The following is an 18,877-nucleotide window of genomic DNA, read 5'->3' as shown; positions in this document are numbered from 1 at the left end:
ATTCCTCTCGAACTGTAGCGACTACCGCTGCCGGGACAACCGTCTTGCTAGTGCCAGAGCATATACGAGTCCATTAGCGAAGGGAAAGAGGGTGGGCGCATCTATTTGTGAATACGTCGCTACCGTCCAGGTCACCTGGCGACTTGAATGCGTCGAAGTCTCCCGGGTCCGGGCGAAATGGGACCGCGCCGGAGGAGGGCTCTCGATGAATAGAGCCACCTCGGCGAAGCTTGCGAGCCGTTAATGAGCTCAGCCGGCGCGCTTCCTTTGGCTTTGCTATTCGGGTTTCACCAGCGGGAAGAGGATGGTCTCTCGGATACCGAGTCCGGTGAGCGCCATAAGCAACCGGTCGATTCCCATGCCCATCCCGCACAGCGGCGGGAGGCCGTACTCCATCGCGCGCAGGAAGTCCTCGTCGACGGTCATCGCCTCGTCGTCGCCCTTCGCGGCCAGTCTGGCCTGGGCCTCCAGGCGCTCGCGCTGGATCACCGGGTCGATGAGCTCCGAATAGCCGGTGGCGAGTTCGAAGCCCCGCACGTACAGGTCCCATTTCTCGGTGAGGCCGGGAGTGGTGCGGTGACCGCGCGTGAGCGGCGAGGTCTCCTCCGGGTAGTCGAACACGAAGGTCGGCTCGATGATGTGGTCGGAGACCAGCACCTCGAACAATTCCTCCGCGAGTTTCCCGGCCCCCCACTTGGGGTCGACACCGAGTTCGACTTTCTCGGCGTAAGCGCGCAGCGTCTCCAGCGGCGTGTCCACGGTCACTGTTTCTCCGAGCGCTTCGGAAAGGGACCCGAAGAGGGTGATCTCGGCCCACTCGCCGCCGAGATCGTACTGGGTGCCGTCCGCGAGTTCCACGGCCTCGGTCCCGAACGCCGAACGCGCGGCGCCTTGAATGAGCGACTTGGTGAGCCCGGCGATCGTGCGGTAGTCGCCGTACGCCTGATAGGCCTCCAGCATCGCGAACTCCGGCGAATGCGACGAGTCGGCGCCCTCGTTGCGGAAGTTCCGGTTGATCTCGAATACGCGGTCGATACCGCCGACGACGCACCTTTTCAGATAGAGCTCGGGGGCGATGCGCATGTACAGGTCCATGTCGTACGCGTTCATGTGCGTCACGAACGGCCGCGCGGTCGCCCCGCCCGGCTGCACCTGCATCATCGGGGTCTCGACCTCGACGAAGTCGCGGTCGTCGAGCTGCTCGCGCAGCGAGCGCACGACCTTCGCGCGGTTGCGCGCGTTCGCGCGGGCCTCCGGGCGGACGATGAGGTCGACGTAGCGCTGGCGGACGCGCGTCTCCTCGGCGAGCGGCTTGTGGGCCACGGGGAGGGGGCGCAGGGCCTTGCTGGTGATCTCGAAGGAGTCGGCCATGACCGACAGCTCGCCGCGCTTGGAGGTGATGACCTCGCCGGTGACGCCGATGTGGTCGCCGATGTCGGCCAGGCGCTTCCAGTCGGAAAGCCGCTCCTCGCCGACGTTGCCCTGGGAGAGCATCACCTGGAACTCGGTGCCGTCGCCGTCGCGCAGGCGGGCGAAGCAGAGCTTCCCGGCCGTGCGCACGAAGATCACCCGTCCGGTGGTGCTCACGGTGACGCCTGAGGACTCGCCGTCGGCGAGACCCGCGAACTGCTCGCGCAGTTCGGCCAGCGAATGGGTGCGCGGGTAGCCGAGCGCGTAGGGCTCCTTGCCTTCCGCGAGGAGGGCGGCGCGCTTCTCGCGCCGGATCAGCATCTGCTCGGGAAGGTCGTCGGCGCTGTCGGTGTACTGCTCGTGCTCGGTCACGCCTACAAGGGTAAATGTCGCCGCCGCTGCGCAGCATGCGAGTTTCCCCTCATCGCGCCGTGTCACACCGGCACCCGCGCGGCCGGCTCAGTCGGCCAGGATCGGCCGTTCGATCGCGAAGGCCGGGTAGCCCACCACGCGGTCGGGCCTGCCGACCGTGTCCGCCGAGGTGGCCAGGGCGAGCTGGCGCGGGCGGCGTCCGGTGGCGTCGGCCCAGGCGAGGGTCGCGCGCAGGGCGAACACGCCGCAGGCGTGGTGCGGGGCGATCTCGCGCGGGCGGAGGCTGCGGATGGCTTCGGCGGTGACGGCGTCGACGCGTTCGGCGGTGGCCTGGTCGTGGAAGTGGGAGAGGTCGGTGGAGCAGATGACCACCGAGTCGTCGCCGGCCTCCTCGCGGAGCGCGGCGATGAGCCGGGCGCCGTCCGGGGACTGGCCCATGCCGAAGGCCACGGGGGTGACCTCGATGTCGGGGCCGAGCGCGACCTGCAGGAACGGCAGCTGGACTTCGAGCGAGTGCTCGGCCTCGTGCGGCAGCCGCGAGGAGCCGACCACGTGGGTGGCCGCGACGGCGACCTCGCCGAGCGGGGTCTCCCAGCGCGCGTAGGGCGCGGCGGCGTGCCCGCGGAGCGGGTAGTGGTGGGAGGGTCCGACGAGGATCACACGTTTGACGCGGCCGCGGTGGGCGGCGAGTCTGGCGTAGACCTCGGCGGCGACGGGTCCGGAGTAGCGGTAGCCGGCGTGCGGCGCGATGTAGGCGGCGGCGAGCGGTTCGCTCACCGGCCCTACGGCGTCGATGAGCCGCTCGACGTCGGCGCGGAGCAGCCCGGGGTCGGCCGGGTAGAAGCGTCCGGCGACGGCGGCGGGCCGTACGGTGTCTGATTTGATCGAAGGCATCGCAGGTCTTCCGGTGGTGGTTCCTATGGTCGGTGTGAAGGCTCTGGTCGGTGAGCCGGGAGGTGCTCTGGTAATGCGGGTGTTCGTCTGTGTGACGGCTCGGTCATGCGGATCGGTTGCCGTTTGGGACCCCAGTCTCCCGCCGGTCCGTCGAAAACTCCGGGAACGGCGGCGCCGCAATGATCGCACTGTCCACTATCCGACACCGCGTACCGGTCAATTCGGTACCAATCACGCACGATGAGGACTTCGCCACAGTGCACGCAAGTGGTGGTCTGGCCTTCCGGGTCGTGCGCGTTGCCGGTGTAGACGTACCGCAGTCCCGCGTCGAGGGCGATCCGCCTGGCCCGGCGGAGCGTCGCGACCGGGGTCGGCGGCACGTCGCGCATCTTGAAATCCGGGTGGAACGCCGTGAAGTGCAGCGGCACGTCCGGGCCGAGGTGCTCGCCGATCCATGCGCATTCGGCGGCGATCTCGTCGTCCGAGTCGTTGTGCCCGGGAATCAGCAGCGTGGTGATCTCGGTCCACACGTCGGTCTCGTGCACCAGGTATTCGAGTGTATCGAGGACAGTCCTCAGTGAAGCGAAAGCGATCTTGCGGTAGAACTCCTCGGTGAACGCCTTGAGGTCGATGTTCGCGGCGTCCATGTGCGCGTAGAGCTCTTGTCGCGCTTCGGGTCCGATGTACCCCGCCGAGACCGCGACGGCCTTGAGCCCGGCCTCGCGGGCCGCGTCCGCGCAGTCGGCCGCGTATTCGAGGAACACCGTAGGGTCATTGTAGGTGAACGCGATCGACCTGCAGCCCAGGCGATTCGCGGTCGTGGCGAGCGTCTCGGGCTCGGCCTCCGAAGCGAGCGTGTCGATCTCGCGAGACTTGGAGATGTCCCAGTTCTGGCAGAACCTGCAGGCCAGGTTGCATCCGGCCGTGCCGAACGAGAGTACCGGGGTGCCGGGCAGGAAGTGGTTGAGGGGCTTCTTCTCTACGGGATCGATGCAGAACCCGGAGGAGCGTCCGTACGAGGTGAGCACGATCTGGTCGCCGTGGCGGGCCCGCACGAAGCACAGGCCTCGCTGCCCTTCGCGCAGACGGCAGGCCCGCGGGCAGACGGTGCACTCGAGGCGTCCGTCGTCGAGGGCGCGGTGGAACTCGGTGCCGACGGTGAATGCGTCGGCGCCTTCGATCCGTGGCCTACGGGGAGTGAGGGTGGCCATACTCACTACCGTAGCGCCCGCTCGGTTGCCGATGCGTTTCGGCATGGACACGAGGAGCTTGCACGCGAAAGGGGTCGCGCTGCAGCAGCGCGACCCCTGGCGGTCTTGACCCGCTCGGACCGGAGACCGGCCCGCCCGGATTAGTTCAGGCGCTCGCCCGTGTTGGCGTGGAAGACGTGCTCGTGGCCGGGCTCCGGCACGACGTACACGGTCTCGGCCAGGCGCGGGACGTTCGCGGACTCGGTGCGGACGACGAAGCGCTCCGACGAGCCGTTGTACGCGGCGTGGCCGTAGACGTAGGCCTCCGAGCCGAGCTCCTCGACGAGGTCGACCTCGATCGGGATGCCGCCGGAGCCCTCAGCGCCGAGCTTGCAGTGCTCGGGGCGGATGCCGATGGTGACCTGCTGCTCGCCGCCGTCCTGGGTGGCGGCGTCGCGGACCTCGCGCGAGAGCGGGAGGATGACGTCGCCGAAGAGGCCGCCGTTCTCGGTCAGGGACACGGTCTTGATGTTCATGGCCGGGGAGCCGATGAAGCCGGCGACGAAGGTGTTCTTCGGCTTGTCGTACAGCGTGCGAGGAGTGTCGCACTGCTGCAGCAGGCCGTCCTTCATGACCGCGATGCGGTGACCCATGGTCAGCGCCTCGACCTGGTCGTGCGTGACGTAGACGGTGGTGATGCCCAGGCGCTTCTGGAGCGAGGCGATCTGCGAACGGGTCTGGACGCGGAGCTTGGCGTCGAGGTTCGACAGCGGCTCGTCCATGAGGAACACCTGCGGCTCGCGCACGATCGCGCGGCCCATGGCGACGCGCTGGCGCTGGCCACCGGAGAGGGCCTTCGGCTTGCGGCCGAGGTAGTCGCTGAGGTCGAGGAGCTTCGCGGCGTCTTCCACGCGCTGCTTGATCTCGGCCTTCGGCATGCGGCGCAGCTTGAGGGCGAACGCCATGTTGTCGAAGACGGACATGTGCGGGTAGAGCGCGTAGTTCTGGAAGACCATCGCGATGTCGCGGGACTTCGGGGGGAGGTTCGACACGTCGGTGTCGTTGATGAAGATCGAGCCTTCGTCGACCTCTTCGAGGCCGGCGAGCATCCGGAGCGAGGTGGACTTGCCGCAGCCGGAAGGGCCGACGAGGACGAGGAATTCGCCGTCCTGGATCTCGATGTCGAGCTTGTCGACGGCGGGCTTCTCGGTGCCCGGGTAGATGCGCGAGGCACCCGCGTACGTCACTGTTGCCATGATGTTCGGTCCCTTTCACTGGCAGGTACGTGCCAGACGATCCGTGGTAAAAGGCGGTTGTGTCATCACAGAGCGGGACCTTTGCCGGAGCGGCGCGACCCTGCGCTGCGATCACGACCGCGTGATGCGCAGCACCGTGCGGTCGTGAGCTGAGCCTAGCCGCGGGGGAATGCCTTTGCCAAGTCGGTGCCGAACGTTTGTCCGGTTTCCGCGGAAGGTTTACCGAAACGTTATTCCACCCGCAGGGCCTGCAGCAAGGCCTCGTCGCCCGCCACGTCGCAGATCCCGAACGGCAGTCTTCCCCACAGCGCCAAGGCGATGTCCGAGGCCGAGCCCGCGGCGCGGGCCTGCAGCTCCGTGCGCGAATCGGGCTGGTCGAGCAGCGCGACCCGGCCCTCGCGCAGGCGCACGAACCAGGTCGCGTCGGCGTCCTGCGCGAACAGCTGCACGAGACCGGTGGACTCGGGATGGGCGCCGCGGCGCGCGCCGACCGGCAGGAACGCCTCGAACACCTCGCTGATCGCCTCGGCGGCGAGCGCCGCGGGGACGGGCGCGGTCGAGCCCACGGCCATCTGCACGTCCCAGCGGGCGAGCCCAGTGGCGACGGCGACGCGCCGGTGCCAGAACTCGGCCCGCCACTCCACGGGCGCCCAGGTCCACGCTGGCGAGTCCGGCCCGCGCGCCTCGATCGCGTCGAGCACGGCCGCCAGCGACTGGTCGAACACGTCGAGGACGGCGGTGCCCTCGGCGGTCACGGGCGGCGGCTGCGGGAGGTCCTCGTCGGTGACGGGGCGGGTGAACAGGGCTTCGACCGCCCAGCGGTATTCGCGGGCGAGTTCGAGGAGGATGCCGCCCACGGTGGAGTCGGGGCGGGAGGGTGCGACGCGGCCGAGCACTTCGGGTCCGCACGCCGAGCGCAGGCCCGCGGCCTCGGTCTTCAGTTCGGTGAGGTAGTCGGTGATGCGCAGCTTAGCCATGGTGACCGCCGTTCCTCGTAGCCTGCGTAAAGCTTAGGCTTTCGGGCGTGACACACGCCAGCCCAAGTCCGAGCGAGCAGGCCGCGAACGGCACCATTCGGGGCAAATCTCTCAGCGAGTACACGACGCTGAGAATAGGAGGTCCGGCCAGCGAGCTGATCGAGGCCCACTCCTCTGTGGAGGCGGTCGAGGCCCTGCGCGGGGCGAAGGGCCCGACGCTGGTGCTCGCGGGCGGCAGCAACGTGGTGATCGGCGACGAGGGCTTCGACGGCACGGTCGTGGTGCTGCGGGGCGGCGGGATCGAACCGGGGCGCCGCGGGCATGTGCGCGTCGAGGCCGGCCAGGTCTGGGACGACTTCGTGGCTTGGACGACGGAGAACGGACTCTCCGGCGTGGAATGCCTCAGCGGAATCCCCGGCTCAGCGGGAGCCACGCCGATCCAGAACGTGGGTGCGTACGGCCAAGAGGTTGCCCACACCATCGACTCGGTCCGCGTCTGGGACCGCAAGACCGATGAGATCCGAGACTGGACCCGGGAGGAGTGCCGGTTCTCGTATCGGAACAGCGCTTTCAAGAACCAGGACCGCTTCTTCGTGATGAGCGTTGCGTTCGAGCTGGAGGAGAAGACGTCCTCGCAGCCGATCGCCTATGGCGAGCTCGCGAAGAAGCTCGGTGTGGAGGTGGGCGTCCGTGAGGGCCTGCGGCAGGTACGCGAAGCAGTCCTCGAGTTGCGGCGAGGCAAGGGCATGGTCCTCGACGAGGCCGACCACGACACCTGGAGCGCGGGTTCCTTCTTCACCAACCCGATCATCGGCGAGCACGTCTACCACGAACTGGCAGCGAAAGCCGGAGGTGAACCGCCCCATTGGGAGACGGGCGACGGCCAGGTCAAGGTCTCGGCAGCCTGGCTCATCGGGGCCGCAGGCTTCGAAAAGGGCTATCGGCGGGGAAACGTAAGCCTCTCAACCAGACACACCCTGGCACTGACCAACAGGGGCGGCGCCACGGCAGCCGAACTCCTAGCGCTCGCAACCGAAGTGACGGAAAAGGTGGAGAAGGATTTCGCCATCCGCCTCCACCCCGAACCGGTCATGGTCAACGCCGCGCTGAACTGACCACCGCTGAGCCGACGCCGAGAGTTGCAGCAGCGCTTCATCGACCGACTTGTCGAGATCCACGATCCCGCCCTCATCGGCCGTCCGCCGGAGCGCGGCCCAGGCGGCCCGCGACTGAAAGCGAAATGCTTTCATTTGGCGGCCGGCGCAACCGGGTCCTAGCGGAGGAGCGCTGCCGCTTCCAGGGCCGTGTAGGTGGCGATGATGCCCGCTCCGGCTCGCTTGATGCTGGTGAGGGACTCGAGGATCGCGGCGTCGCGGTCGATCCAGCCTCGCTCCGCAGCCGCCACGATCTGGGCGTACTCGCCGCTGATGTGATACGCCGCCACCGGGACCGGGCTGCGTTCCGCGGCGGCCTTCACGATGTCGAGATACGGGAGCGCGGGCTTGACCATGACGATGTCGGCGCCCTGCCGGATGTCGAGGTCGATCTCGTGCAGCGCCTCGGTCACGTTCGCGTTGTCCTGCTGGTAGGTGCGACGGTCGCCCTGCAGCTGCGACTCGACCGCGTCCCTGAACGGACCGTAGAAGGCGCTGGCGTACTTCGCCGCGTAGGCGAGGAGCCCGGTATCGGTGTGGCCGGCTTCGTCAAGGGCGGCACGGACATAGCCGATCTGGCCGTCCATCATCCCCGAGGCGCCGAGCAGGTCCGCGCCCGACTCCGCCAGCGCCACACCCATCTCGGCATAGCGCACGAGGGAAGCGTCATTGTCCACAGTGCCATCGGGGCGGAGTACGCCGCAGTGGCCGTGGTCGGTGAACTCGTCGAGGCACAGGTCGGGGACGACCACGAGGTCGTCGCCGATCTCCTCCCGGATCGCCCGCGTCGTGACGTTGAGGATGCCATTCGGATCGGTTGCGGCCGAGCCGATCGCGTCGCGCACCGCCGGGATGCCGAAGGGCATGAGCCCGCCGATCCCGGCCCGGGCGGCCTCGACCGCGAGCTTGCGGATCGAGTCCACGGAGTGCTGGTACACGCCGGGCATCGAGGCGATCTCGACGGGTTCGGTCAGATCCTCTTTGACGAACACCGGGAGGACGAGGTCAGAGGGATGGACGCGCGTCTCCGCCACGAGACGGCGAAGGGCCGCAGTGCGTCGCAGCCTCCGAGGGCGGATGACCGGGAACTCGGGACTGTTCGGCACTGCGACCACTTCCTTTTCACACGTTGCTAACGGAACCTCAGGGCCGTCGGCCCCTGGATCTTCTGGCCCCGGCGGGTCTTGATCGGGCCCTCGGCCAGGCGCTGCTTGAGCTCCATGGCGTACTCGGCGAGGGCCTCGATGAGGTCCGGCACGGAGGCGTTGTCGGGCTTGGCGTCGACGCGCAGACCGAACTCGGTCGCCGTGTCGGCGGTCGCCGGGCCGATGCACGCGACGACGGTGCGCTGGTGCGGCTTGCCCGCGATGCCCACGAGGTTCCGGACGGTGGAGGACGAGGTGAAGAGCACCGCGTCGAACCCGCCGGACTTGATGGCGTCGCGGATGTCCGCGGCCGGCGGCGAGGCGCGCACGGTGCGGTAGGCGGTGACGTCGTCGACCTCCCAGCCGCGCTCGGAAAGGCCCGAGACCAGGGTCTCGGTGGCGATGTCGGCGCGCGGCAGCAGGACCCGGCCGACCATGTCGAGGATCGGGTCGTGCGGCGGGAAGACCTCCAGGAGGCCCTCCGAGGACTGCTGGCCGGTCGGGATGAGCTCGGGCTCGATGCCGAACTCGCGCACCGCGTTCGCGGTGGCCTCGCCGATGCAGGCGATGCGCAGGCCGCCGAAGGCGCGCGCGTCGAGGCCGTGCTCCTTGAACTTCTCCCAGATGGCCTTCACCGAGTTCTGGCTGGTGAAGACGATCCAGGCGTAGCGGCCGTCGACGAGGCCCTTGATGGCCCGCTCCATCTGGGCGGGCGTGCGGGGCGGCTCGACGGCGATGGTCGGGACCTCGCACGGGATGGCGCCGTAGGCGCGCAGGCGCTCGGACATGATGCCGGCCTGCTCCTTGGTGCGCGGGATGAGGACCTTCCAGCCGTAGAGCGGGCGGCCCTCCCACCAGGCGAGTTCGTGCCGGTCGTCGACGCCGGGGCCGATGGTGAGCACGACCTGCCCGGCGTAGCCGAGGGCCGCCTCCACAAAGGTGTCCACAGAGGACGTGGTGGTGTACTCGGTCTCGCCGGTCGCGTCGCCGGTGACGGCGACGGCGGTCTCACCGGAGACGCCGCCCGCGAGCAGGATGTCGCGCAGCGACGACAGGTCCGAGACGTCCGCGGTGACGGTGAGGCTGCCGCGCTTGATCGCGTCGGCGATCATGAGCGGCTCGATGGACGCGATGTCGTCGATGTCGATGACCGTGCGGATCTCCCCGGGCGGCATGCCCGCGTAGACGGCGACGGCCTGCGCGTGGCTCATGCCCGGGATGACCTCGAAGCGGGCCTGCTCGGCGCTGGCGGCCTTGATCTCGGCCTTGGCGAGCCGGTTCGGGTACGCGTCGCCGACGATGAGGCGGGCGATGTTCTCGCCTTCGCGCGCGGCGGCGGCCATGAGCTTGCCCTGGTCGCTCGGGGAGGACTCGATGAGCTTGATCTTCGAGTCGTCGCCGTTGAGCTCCTTGGCGGTCTCGATGAGCGACTGCGGGAGCGACCGGTCGTAGTAGACCCGGTCGGCCTCGCGGATCGCGTCGAGGGCGCGCTTGGTCAGCAGTCCCGGGTCGCCTGGGCCGGTCCCGACGAAACGCACGCGGCCCACCGGCTTACGGGCACTGGTCATGTTCTCTCCATCAACAGTCGTCTAGAGCTTGGGTCTAACTTCAATAGTTGCTCGGCACCGGCCTCGAGAAGGTCCTCGGCCAGCGCTCGCCCCACGGCGGCGGCACGGGCGGCCAGTTCGTCGGCGCCCGCATCGCCCGTGTCGGGGAGAGCGGCGGTGGTCGAGAGCCGCTCGATGACGGAGCCGTCCTCGGCACCGACGGCCCCCCGCAGATACAGATCGACCTCGCCCGGCGAGGCGCCTTCGGCGACATCGGCGAGTGCGGCGACGGGAGCGCTGCATCCGGCTTCGAGTCGTTGCAGAAGGGCGCGTTCGGCGGCGACGGCGGCCTGTGCGTACCGGTCGTTGAGCTTACTTGAGATCCGCGCAGATGTCATGTCGGCTTTGCGGCATTCGACCGCCAATGCCCCTTGTGATGGGGCGGGAAGCATCACTAGCGGGTCCAGGTATTCCGTGATCTCCGCCTGGCGTCCGATGCGCTTGATGCCCGCCGCCGCGAGGATCACCCCATCGAGGTCGTCGCCGACGCGGCCGATGCGGGTGTCGATGTTGCCGCGGATCGGCACGCACTCGAAACCGCGCCCCAGTGCGTTGAGCTGCGCGATGCGCCGGGGCGAACCGGTGCCGATCCGCGCGCCCGACCCCAGGTCGGAAAGAGTGCGGCCGTCGGAGGCGATGAGCACGTCGCGCGGGTCGGCGCGCGGCGGCACGCTGATGACCAGGTGCTCGGGCTGGGCCGTCGGCAGGTCCTTGTAGGAGTGGACGGCGATGTCGATCTCCTCGCGCTCCAGCGCGTCGCGCAGCTGGTTGACGAAGACCCCGACGCCGAGCTGGGCGACGGGCACGGTCGTGCCGTCTCCTGTGGTCTTGATCTCGACGAGCTCGACCGGCTCCCCCGTGAGGCGGGTTATCTCGTCAGCGATCATCCCGCTCTGTGCGAGCGCGAGCTTCGATCCCCTGGTCCCGACTCGGATCACAGGTGCGTTCCCTTCCTAAAGCCGGCGCGGCGAAGGCGCTCCGGTCTGCTGTTGGGCGGTGCCGAGGGTGTTGCGTGCTTCGGTCGCTGGGACCGGATTGATCTTGAGGGCTTCCGCGAGGTCGCCGCTCTGCGGTTCGGCGAGGGCGGCGGCGTCGAGCGCGAACAGGTCGCGCAGGGCGCGGGCGTAGTCGGGCGCCCCGGGCTGCCCGGCGAGTTCGCGCACGCGCACCGTGGGCTCGTGGAGGAGCCGCTGGACGACGCGGTGGACGGTGCGGGCGACTTCGGCCCGCTGGTCGTCGGTGAAGTCGCCGCGGCGGGCGACGCGGGCCAGTTCGGCCTCGACGATGTCGGCGGCGGCCGAGCGCAGGGCGGCGACGGTGGGGGTGACGGTGTCGGCGCGCAGGCCTTCGTTGTAGGCCGCGATCTCCTCGGCGAGCAGGGCCTCGACCTCGGCGAGCGTGTCGGCGGCGGCTCCGGCGGCGTCGGCGCGCTGGATCTCGGCGATGTCGACGACGTGCACGCCGTCGAGCCTCGCCACCTCCTCGGCGACGTCCTTGGGCAGGGCGAGGTCGCAGACGACGAGCGGCGCGGTGCGGCCCGCGAGGTGCGCGGCGCGCAGCACCGGCTCGGGCGAAGAGGTCGCGCAGACGAGCAGATCCACTTGCGCGGCAAGGGAAGTCAGGTCGTCGTAGGAGGCGGTCTCGGCATCCCAGACGGACGCGAGGCGCTCGGCCTTCTCGCGGTCGCGGTTGGCGACCTTGAGGGACTTGACGCCGGATCGGGCGAGGGTCGCGGTGGCGAGGCTGCCCATGGACCCGGCGCCGACGACGGCGGCGCGGGCCTGGGTGAGGCCGTTCGCGAACCCGGCGCGGGCGAGCTCGCGCTCGGCGAGTTCGAGGGCGGCCGTGACGACGGAGGGCGCGGCGGCGTCGACGTCGGTCTCGGCGTGGATCCGCTTGCCGACGCGCAGCGCCTGCTGGAACAGCTCGTGGAGGTGGCGGCCGACCTGGTCGGCCTCGCGCGCGGTCTCGTAGGCGTCGCGCAGCTGGCCGAGGATCTGGGGCTCGCCCGCGACCATGGAGTCGAGCCCGGCGGCGACCCGGAAGGCGTGGGCGGCGGCGTCGGCGCCGTGGCGCACGTACCCGCAGGACGCGAAGTCGAGCTCGGCATCGGACTCCCCGAGACCCCAGACCCGGTGGAGCTCGTCGACGATCGCGGAGAGGCCTCCGTGGAAGGTGGCGGCGGTGGCGTACACCTCGACGCGATTGCAGGTGGAGAGCACGACGGCCTCTCGGACCTCGCTGCCGCGCAGGAGCGAGCGGGAGAGGTCCGCGGCGGATTCGGGGCCCACCGCGAGCCGCTCCAGGGTCTCCACCGCGGCACTGCGATGCGAGATGCCGACTACCAGGAGGTTCACTTCACCGTTCCCGTCTCTTGGCCCTGCTCATTTACGTCTCCGCAAGCGATCGACGTGACCGCTCATATACGCCTCCGCAAGCGGTGGACGCGATCGCTCATATACGCCTCCGCGAGCGGTGGACGTGGTGGCCGCCCATCTATGTCGCGACCTCTGCGTTCGCCTGGCCGATGGTCTTGTGGTGTTCGTGGAAGGAGAGGATCTGCAGCTCGACGGCCAGGTCGACCTTGCGGACCGCCACGCCCTGCGGCACGGCGAGCACACACGGCGCGAAGTTGAGAATGCTTGTGACACCAGCATCTACGAGGAGGTCGGCCACATGTTGGGCGGCCGCGCCGGGTGTGGCGATGACCCCTATGTTGATGCCTTCGTCACGTACCGCCCCGGCGAGGAGCGCGACGTCGCGCACTTGGATGCCGTCCAAGTCCTTCCCTATGATGCCCGGGTCGGCGTCGAAGAGGCCAACGATGTCGAAGCCCCTTTCGGAGAACCCGGGGTATCTGGCCAGGGCTTGGCCCAGGTGGCCGAGGCCGATGATGGCCACGCGGGAGTCTTTGGTGAGTCCGAGCACACCCGCGATATAGGCGGCGAGCGCGGCCACGTTGTAGCCGACGCCGCGCATCCCGGAGGCGCCGAGCTGGGAGAGGTCCTTGCGGAGCATCGCCGAGTTGACGCCGGTGGCGGCCGCGAGGGTTTCAGAGGAGACGGTCTCGACGCCCGACTCGCCGAGCGAGCTGAGCGCGCGCAGGTATTCGGGCAGGCGCCTGACGGTCGCGGCCGGCAGGTCGGCGGCCGTGGCGGCAGGGCCGTTGGGGGCCCGGTGGTCGGTGCCTTCGCCGGTGGTCGTCAATGGTGGAACTCCAGGTCCGCTAGTTCCGTGCCGCCGTTCACCGGCGCGCAACCCAGCTTAGGAGGTGGACCGTGAGGGAGTTTGCACAGGCGGCGCTAACCGGGGCCGGACGCGACTCGGCGGCTCGCGGGACCGGTGCGGTACACCCCCGTAACACTGGGATGAATCCCAGCTGTACCGAAACCCGTTGATTCCCGGCGAGCCGCCGTCCGGATCGATTTTGCCCTAAAACAACGTTGATGCCCGCAAATCAGGTTTTTTCGGCGCGTCGCGCTCGGTGTCACGACTCGTGGGATTCGTCACGACTTCGCGGACACCTCGAGATCGCGTTTGAGGCGCGGCACGTCCACGTCCCAGTAGCTGTGCTCGCGGCCGTCGAGCAGCACCACGGGCAGTCGGTCACCGTACTCGCGCGCCAACGCAGCGTCATCGGCGACGTCGATCTCGGTCCAGTCGACGCCCGTGTCGCGGGCCACCCGGTCGAGATCGGCGCGTGCGGCGCCGCACAGATGGCAATCCCTTGTAGTCAGCAACGTCAGCCTGTTCACCCTGCTCCCTCCAGGAATCAGAAGATCGCACAAGCTGTGCGACACCCTCTGTCATTCCTCGATCACTATTGAGCCAGAACCGGTCCGCGAACGCGGACCTCCAAACATTTGGGGAGGTAATGGTGGGATTCCGCCCCCTTGAAGAAGGGTACGTCGGGGCACCGGGCGAGCGCCGACATCGCCTGCATCCAAGCCGTCACCGAACGCGACACGCCGAACGCAAATCCGCGTCGGCGGCCTTCCTGATTTCTAGACTCAGGCGGGTCAGTCCCTGCGGGACCCGATCGCATGACTCGGCCCGACCCCTCACACGAGGAGGCCACTAGTGCCCGGTATTGCACCAGCAATGTCCAGCCGCATCTATGGCTCGCAAGCTTCGCCAAGAGTGCCCTACGCGAACCGAAACACCGCGATGCTCAACGCAGATCTCGCCCCTTACCTGTACGGCGGCAGCGCCATCGTCGAGTCCCTGACACGACTGCCCGCCCCGACCTTCGAACGGCTCCGGCAGGCCGTGTGGACCGTCCTGAGCCTCGGCACCGGCACCGCCGAGCAGCACCACGTGCGCTCCGGCAGCGGCGCGGGCGCCGGCGCGACCGACACCGCCGGCCCCGAGCAGCACGACCCGAGCACCGACCAGGTGGACGGCGACGAGGTGGCCGACCTGGTGGCGCGCGCCCAGGACGGCGACCCGAGCGCCTTCGGCGAGATCTACGACCGCTACAGCGATACGGTCTACCGCTACATCTACTTCCGGGTGAACAACGCCCAGCTGGCAGAGGACCTCGCCTCCGAGACGTTCCTGCGGGCGCTGCGCCGCATCTCCAGTTTCAGCTGGCAGGGCCGGGCCTTCGGGGCCTGGCTGGTGACGATCGCGCGGAACCTGGTCGTCGACCACTTCAAGTCGGGCCGCTACCGGCTCGAGATCGTCAAACCCGACGTCCTGGGGACCGACTCCCCGGAGACCGACCCGACCACCTCTCCCGAGACCGCCGCGCTGGAGAAGCTCACCAACGCCACCCTCCTCACCGCGGTCAAGAAGCTCAACCCCGACCAGCAGGAATGCATCGTGCTGCGCTTCCTGCAGGGGTTCACCGTCGCCGAGACCGCCCGCACCATGGGCAAGAACGAAGGCGCGGTCAAGGCGCTCCAGTACCGGGCCGTGCGCACCCTCGCACGGCTGCTGCCGGACGGCTTCCGAGGTTGAGGTAGGCGTTTCCGATCCCTTTTCCACCTCCTTCGCCTCCGGCGGCTCAGGCTGCCGTCGGAAAAGCGACAACAACCCGTCTCCGCGGGCTTCGGCCCGCCAACTCGTCATCAGCGGTCCTCCGGGCACTCCCCGGCCGGACCGACACTGCCAGGTCAGGGCCCTCCAATGGCCCTTTGCCGCCGCGGAATCCAACGGCGGGGCGGACAAAGTGGTCCGCGTCGCAAGGTTCTCGGCGAACCGTAACCTCAGGGGCTACTCGTGCGTTGTTCTCAGTACAGGAGCAGGATCCATGCAGTGAGAGGGGGTGTGCCCGGTGACTTTGAACCCTATGGAGCGCCGTCGCGCGGAGGAATTCGCGCGGCTGCTTGACTCCGAGGACCCCACCCTCCCTCATCAGCGCAGCGCTGACCCATCGGCCGTGCCAGTGCACACAGATGCCGCGGAAGCGTTCGCCGAACTCGTCGGCGTCACCGAAAGGCTCGGCGGCCTCGGCGAGCAGCTCATGGCCGCGAGCCGGCCGTCGCAGCACTGGCAGGACGCCACCAGGCGGCGGCTCATGGCGGTCGCCGCGGAAGAAGGCATCGGCGTCACCGCCAGGGCGCGCGCCAGCGCGGTCGTGCCCGAGACCAGACGGGCCCCGGTGCTCGACGACATGTTCCCGCGCCGTCCGCGTGGCGGGCGCCGCCTCGCGATCGTGGCGGCCCTGCTCACCGGCACCGTGGCCGTCTCCGGGGTCTCCGCGGCCTCGGGCGACGCGCTGCCGGGCGAGACCCTCTACGGCGTCAAACGCTCCACCGAGCGGGCGCAGCTCGCCTTGGCGGGCAACGACCTCGGGCGGGCGCAGCTGTACCTGGAGTTCGCGCGCACGCGCATCCAGGAGGCCTCCGAGGTCGTCGGTGACGACGCGGCGGTCGCGAGCGCGCTGAGCGACGCCACCGGGGAGCTGCGCAGCGGCACCGCGCTGCTGGGCGAGATCGCCGTGGAGAGCGGAGACCCGGCACCGCTCGACTACGTCGACCTGTTCACCAACGAGCACCGCTGGGTGCTCGAGGACCTGGCGGACGAGCTCGACGGCGAGGCGCTCGTCGCGGGCGAGGAGCTGGTCGCGGTGCTCGAGGCCGCGGCGGTCCGGTCGGTGGAGCTGCGCGGCGCGCTCGACTGCACCGAGGCCGGCGGTGCGACCGACGCGCTGGGCCCGATCCCGGGTTCGTGCGTGAAGGACGCCGTTGACGCGACGGCGCCGGCCGAGTCGGGCGCCACCGAAGGCGCCGAGACCGGTGCGGCGGAGTCCGGCGGCGGCGAGGCCACCGGTGAGGCCGACGGCGAGTCGGAGCCCGCGACGGGCGGCGACTCGGGCGGGATCAGCGAAGCGCCGCTGACGGATCCGGCCACGGGCGGCGCGAGCGACCCGGCGACCACCGGGGCGCCGAACGACGAGACCGAGGACGGCGACGTCCTGGGCGAATTGACCGGGATCATCTCGGATCTGTTCCAGTAGCGGCCGCGGTTCGCGGAGCCGATGCATGAGAGCGATATGAGTGCGGAGTAGCGGGCCGGGAAGCCGAGAGGCTTCCCGGCCCGTCGCCGTCGTGGGTTCGCCGCACAAGGCCGTATGCCGTCCCGAATCCTCCACCCGCCCAAGGGACCGCAGTCGCCGGCATGGCGCGGGGGCACGACGCAACCAGGGCCTCGCGGCGGCGGTGTCACCCGGAAGGGGTCGCTCCGCCGGAAGCCGCCCAAGGCGGCGCTCCGCTTCCCAACCCACGTAGCCGCGCTCATATAACCAGGCCCACACTGGAAATTCACCGGGCTCGCGTCCAGGCGTTACAGGCCGTCTGCCTGAGGCTTGTAGGCTTTTAGGGTGTCTGAGATCGAGGCTTCCTCCACCGCCTCCGCCACGCCCCTCCCACGAACCGTGCGGGCTGGCGGCTCCGCGCTGACCCACTCCGTCGTCGTCGAGCCCGCCGCGCCGGGAGACGACGAGCTCGCCCACCTCCCCACCGCCGCCTTCTTCGACGTCGACAACACCCTCATGCACGGCGCCTCCACGTACTGGCTCGCCCGCGCCCTCGCCAAGCACGGTGTGCTCTCCGGGCGCGACATCCTCAACTTCGCCTGGAAGCAGGCGCGCTTCAAGTTCGGCGCCGAGAACCACGGGCACATCTCCTCCGTCAAGTCCTCCGCGCTCGAGCTCGTCGCCGGGTTCCCCGTCGAGGAGATGCGCAAGCTCTGCGAAGAGGTCGTCGACCGCGACATCTCGCCGCGCATCCTCGCGCCCGTGCGCCGCCTCGCCGAACGCCACCTCGAGTCCGACCAGGAGGTGTGGCTCGTGACGGCCAGCCCGGTCGAGCTCGCCGGTGTCCTCGCCTCCCGCCTCGGTCTGACCGGGGCGCTCGGCACCATCGCCGAGATCGAGGACGGCTGCTACACCGGCCGCCTCGTCGGGGACCTCATGCACGGCCCCGCGAAGGCCGATGGGCTCGAACAGCTCGCGGCCGAGCGTGGACTCAACCTGGAGCAGTGCACCGCCTACTCGGACTCGGCGAACGACCTGCCGATGCTGCGCAAGGTGGGGCGGGCCATCGCCGTCAACCCCGACACGCGGCTCGCCCGCCAGGCCCGCCACTACGGCTGGCCCGTCCTCGACTACCGGCGCGGCCGCCGCGCCGCGAAGCTCGCGCTCCCGACCGCGGCCGCCGCCGGGGTGGGCGCGGGCCTGCTGTACCTGTACAAGTCCCGCGAGCGGGACTAGCCGCAGCCCGGTTCGGGGCCGGTAGCAGAATGGGGCCGATGGACGACCTGGCGCAGCGGCTCACCCTCGCGGGAACGGCGGTGCTCGCCGTCGCCTGGCTCGCCTGGCCCTCCCCCGACCGGCCCGAGACCGTCCCCGTGCCGCAGACCGCGCCGACGGTGTGGGAGACCTGGGACGCCGAACCGGTCGACCTGCCCGGCCAGATCGAGGGCCGGGCCTGGACCCCGCTCGCCGTCCTGGACACCTCCCCGGACCTGAACGCGCTCCTCGGCACCGACGAGGCCGGGAACCTGCTCTATGTGCGCCAGCCCGCCGAGGGCGAAGCCGTGATCGAGGTCGTCGCCGAACCCGGCGGCGTGCCCGGGATCGTCGCCGCGGCGGCCACCGATGAGCGGTTCGCGTGGCTCCAGTCGGTGCCCGACGAGCAGGGCCGGGTCGTCTCCGAACTGTGGACCGCCGAACGCGGCGCCGACGGCAGCCCCGGCGAGGCCGCGCTCCTGACGGCCGACACCGGGGACGTGATCACCGCCGGAAGCGCCTACGACCTCCAGTTCGCCGCCGAAGGGCTGCACTGGCTCTCGACCGCGCGCGACGAAGCGCTCGTCACCGAGCACCGGTCGGTCGACGTCGACGGCGGCGAGGTCGAGATCGTGGGCCACCGCGGCGCATGGCAGGCCGCCGCCTGGCCGTGGCTCGCCAGCGCCGGATCCGATTCGCTGGGCGGGGCGCAGCTCGTGCGCACCGACACCGGCGCGGGCATCAAGGTGTTCTCCGGGTCCGACGAGCTGACGCTCTGCTCGGCCACGTGGTGCCGGTTGATCGTGACCGCCGAGGACGGCTCGCGCGTCGACCTCATCCGTCCAGACGGGAGCGACCGGGCGACGGTCGCCGAGGGCTTCACGTCCGCGGTGTCGCCCGACGTCGGGCTCATCGACCGGTTCGAGCCGCTCGCGGAGTCCAAGGCCGCCACCGGCGACGGGACGACGCTGACGCTCTTCGACCTCCAGGAGGGCGCCGAGTACCTCGTGGCCTCCAGCGCGGGCGAGACCGGCGCCGACGCCAAGTGCCTGTGGTGGTCGACCGGGACCGGCGAGCTGCTGGTGTGGCACGTGCTGGACCTCACGGACCTCGCTTGATGAGAACGCTTCGCTGACC

At 69.7% G+C, this 18,877-nt stretch carries 16 protein-coding genes; 5 read left to right on the top strand and 11 right to left on the bottom strand.

Annotated features, from left to right (window positions below; genetic code table 11):
- Positions 1-276: 276 nt before the first annotated feature.
- The 5 genes from lysS to JHY01_RS13220 all read right to left on the bottom strand — a co-directional run bounded on the left by lysS (position 277) and on the right by JHY01_RS13220 (position 6,099).
- A complete protein-coding gene (lysS, locus tag JHY01_RS13240; protein ID WP_205326149.1) occupies positions 277-1,731 on the bottom strand; it encodes a lysine--tRNA ligase in 1,455 nt (484 codons plus the stop codon).
- A 138-nt stretch (positions 1,732-1,869) separates the two neighbouring features.
- Positions 1,870-2,676, bottom strand: a complete 807-nt coding sequence (gene amrB / locus JHY01_RS13235; RefSeq protein ID WP_205326124.1) for an AmmeMemoRadiSam system protein B — start codon at positions 2,674-2,676, stop codon at positions 1,870-1,872.
- Positions 2,677-2,699: 23 nt separating this feature from the next.
- Positions 2,700-3,887, bottom strand: a complete 1,188-nt coding sequence (gene amrS / locus JHY01_RS13230) for an AmmeMemoRadiSam system radical SAM enzyme (RefSeq protein ID WP_205326123.1) — start codon at positions 3,885-3,887, stop codon at positions 2,700-2,702.
- Between the two features lie 140 nt (positions 3,888-4,027).
- A complete protein-coding gene (locus tag JHY01_RS13225) occupies positions 4,028-5,122 on the bottom strand; it encodes an ABC transporter ATP-binding protein (RefSeq protein ID WP_205326122.1) in 1,095 nt (364 codons plus the stop codon).
- Positions 5,123-5,352: 230 nt separating this feature from the next.
- Positions 5,353-6,099, bottom strand: coding sequence for a hypothetical protein (locus tag JHY01_RS13220; protein ID WP_205326121.1), 747 nt, complete (start codon positions 6,097-6,099; stop codon positions 5,353-5,355).
- A 47-nt stretch (positions 6,100-6,146) separates the two neighbouring features.
- On the opposite strand from JHY01_RS13220, the gene JHY01_RS13215 reads away from it, so the two are divergent.
- Positions 6,147-7,214 (top strand): UDP-N-acetylmuramate dehydrogenase, encoded by a 1,068-nt coding sequence (locus tag JHY01_RS13215; protein WP_307814426.1) that lies wholly within the window; start codon positions 6,147-6,149, stop codon positions 7,212-7,214.
- A 158-nt stretch (positions 7,215-7,372) separates the two neighbouring features.
- On the opposite strand, the gene hemB is transcribed toward JHY01_RS13215, so the two are convergent.
- From hemB to JHY01_RS13185, 6 genes are all read right to left on the bottom strand, one after another.
- Positions 7,373-8,359: a porphobilinogen synthase gene (gene hemB / locus JHY01_RS13210; protein WP_205326120.1), complete on the bottom strand. Its 987-nt coding sequence runs from the start codon at positions 8,357-8,359 to the stop codon at positions 7,373-7,375.
- Between the two features lie 26 nt (positions 8,360-8,385).
- Positions 8,386-9,966: a uroporphyrinogen-III synthase gene (locus JHY01_RS13205; RefSeq protein ID WP_205326119.1), complete on the bottom strand. Its 1,581-nt coding sequence runs from the start codon at positions 9,964-9,966 to the stop codon at positions 8,386-8,388.
- Positions 9,963-10,943, bottom strand: coding sequence for a hydroxymethylbilane synthase (hemC, locus tag JHY01_RS13200; RefSeq protein WP_205326118.1), 981 nt, complete (start codon positions 10,941-10,943; stop codon positions 9,963-9,965). Before hemC ends, JHY01_RS13205 begins: the two co-directional genes overlap by 4 nt.
- Before the next feature lie 15 nt (positions 10,944-10,958).
- Positions 10,959-12,362, bottom strand: coding sequence for a glutamyl-tRNA reductase (locus JHY01_RS13195; RefSeq protein WP_205326117.1), 1,404 nt, complete (start codon positions 12,360-12,362; stop codon positions 10,959-10,961).
- Between the two features lie 139 nt (positions 12,363-12,501).
- Positions 12,502-13,146 carry a redox-sensing transcriptional repressor Rex gene (locus tag JHY01_RS13190; protein WP_374199527.1) on the bottom strand — a complete coding sequence of 215 codons (645 nt, stop codon included), beginning with the start codon at positions 13,144-13,146 and terminating at the stop codon, positions 12,502-12,504.
- Between the two features lie 365 nt (positions 13,147-13,511).
- Positions 13,512-13,760 (bottom strand): glutaredoxin family protein, encoded by a 249-nt coding sequence (locus JHY01_RS13185; protein ID WP_205326115.1) that lies wholly within the window; start codon positions 13,758-13,760, stop codon positions 13,512-13,514.
- Positions 13,761-14,172: 412 nt separating this feature from the next.
- On the opposite strand from JHY01_RS13185, the gene JHY01_RS13180 reads away from it, so the two are divergent.
- The 4 genes from JHY01_RS13180 to JHY01_RS13165 all read left to right on the top strand — a co-directional run bounded on the left by JHY01_RS13180 (position 14,173) and on the right by JHY01_RS13165 (position 18,858).
- Complete coding sequence (locus tag JHY01_RS13180; protein ID WP_205326114.1) at positions 14,173-14,967, top strand: ECF subfamily RNA polymerase sigma factor, BldN family; 795 nt, start codon at positions 14,173-14,175, stop codon at positions 14,965-14,967.
- 421 nt (positions 14,968-15,388) lie between these two features.
- Positions 15,389-16,468: a DUF5667 domain-containing protein gene (locus JHY01_RS13175; protein ID WP_205326113.1), complete on the top strand. Its 1,080-nt coding sequence runs from the start codon at positions 15,389-15,391 to the stop codon at positions 16,466-16,468.
- A 363-nt stretch (positions 16,469-16,831) separates the two neighbouring features.
- Positions 16,832-17,722 (top strand): HAD family phosphatase, encoded by an 891-nt coding sequence (locus JHY01_RS13170; RefSeq protein WP_205326112.1) that lies wholly within the window; start codon positions 16,832-16,834, stop codon positions 17,720-17,722.
- Positions 17,723-17,760: 38 nt separating this feature from the next.
- Positions 17,761-18,858 (top strand): hypothetical protein, encoded by a 1,098-nt coding sequence (locus JHY01_RS13165; protein ID WP_205326111.1) that lies wholly within the window; start codon positions 17,761-17,763, stop codon positions 18,856-18,858.
- The last annotated feature ends 19 nt before the right edge of the window (positions 18,859-18,877 follow it).

It is taken from the genome of Glycomyces sp. YM15, from assembly GCF_016918015.1.
Lineage (GTDB): Bacteria > Actinomycetota > Actinomycetes > Mycobacteriales > Micromonosporaceae > Glycomyces.
Note: the sequence above shows the minus strand (reverse complement) of the source record. Positions and strands in the feature narration are given on the sequence as shown.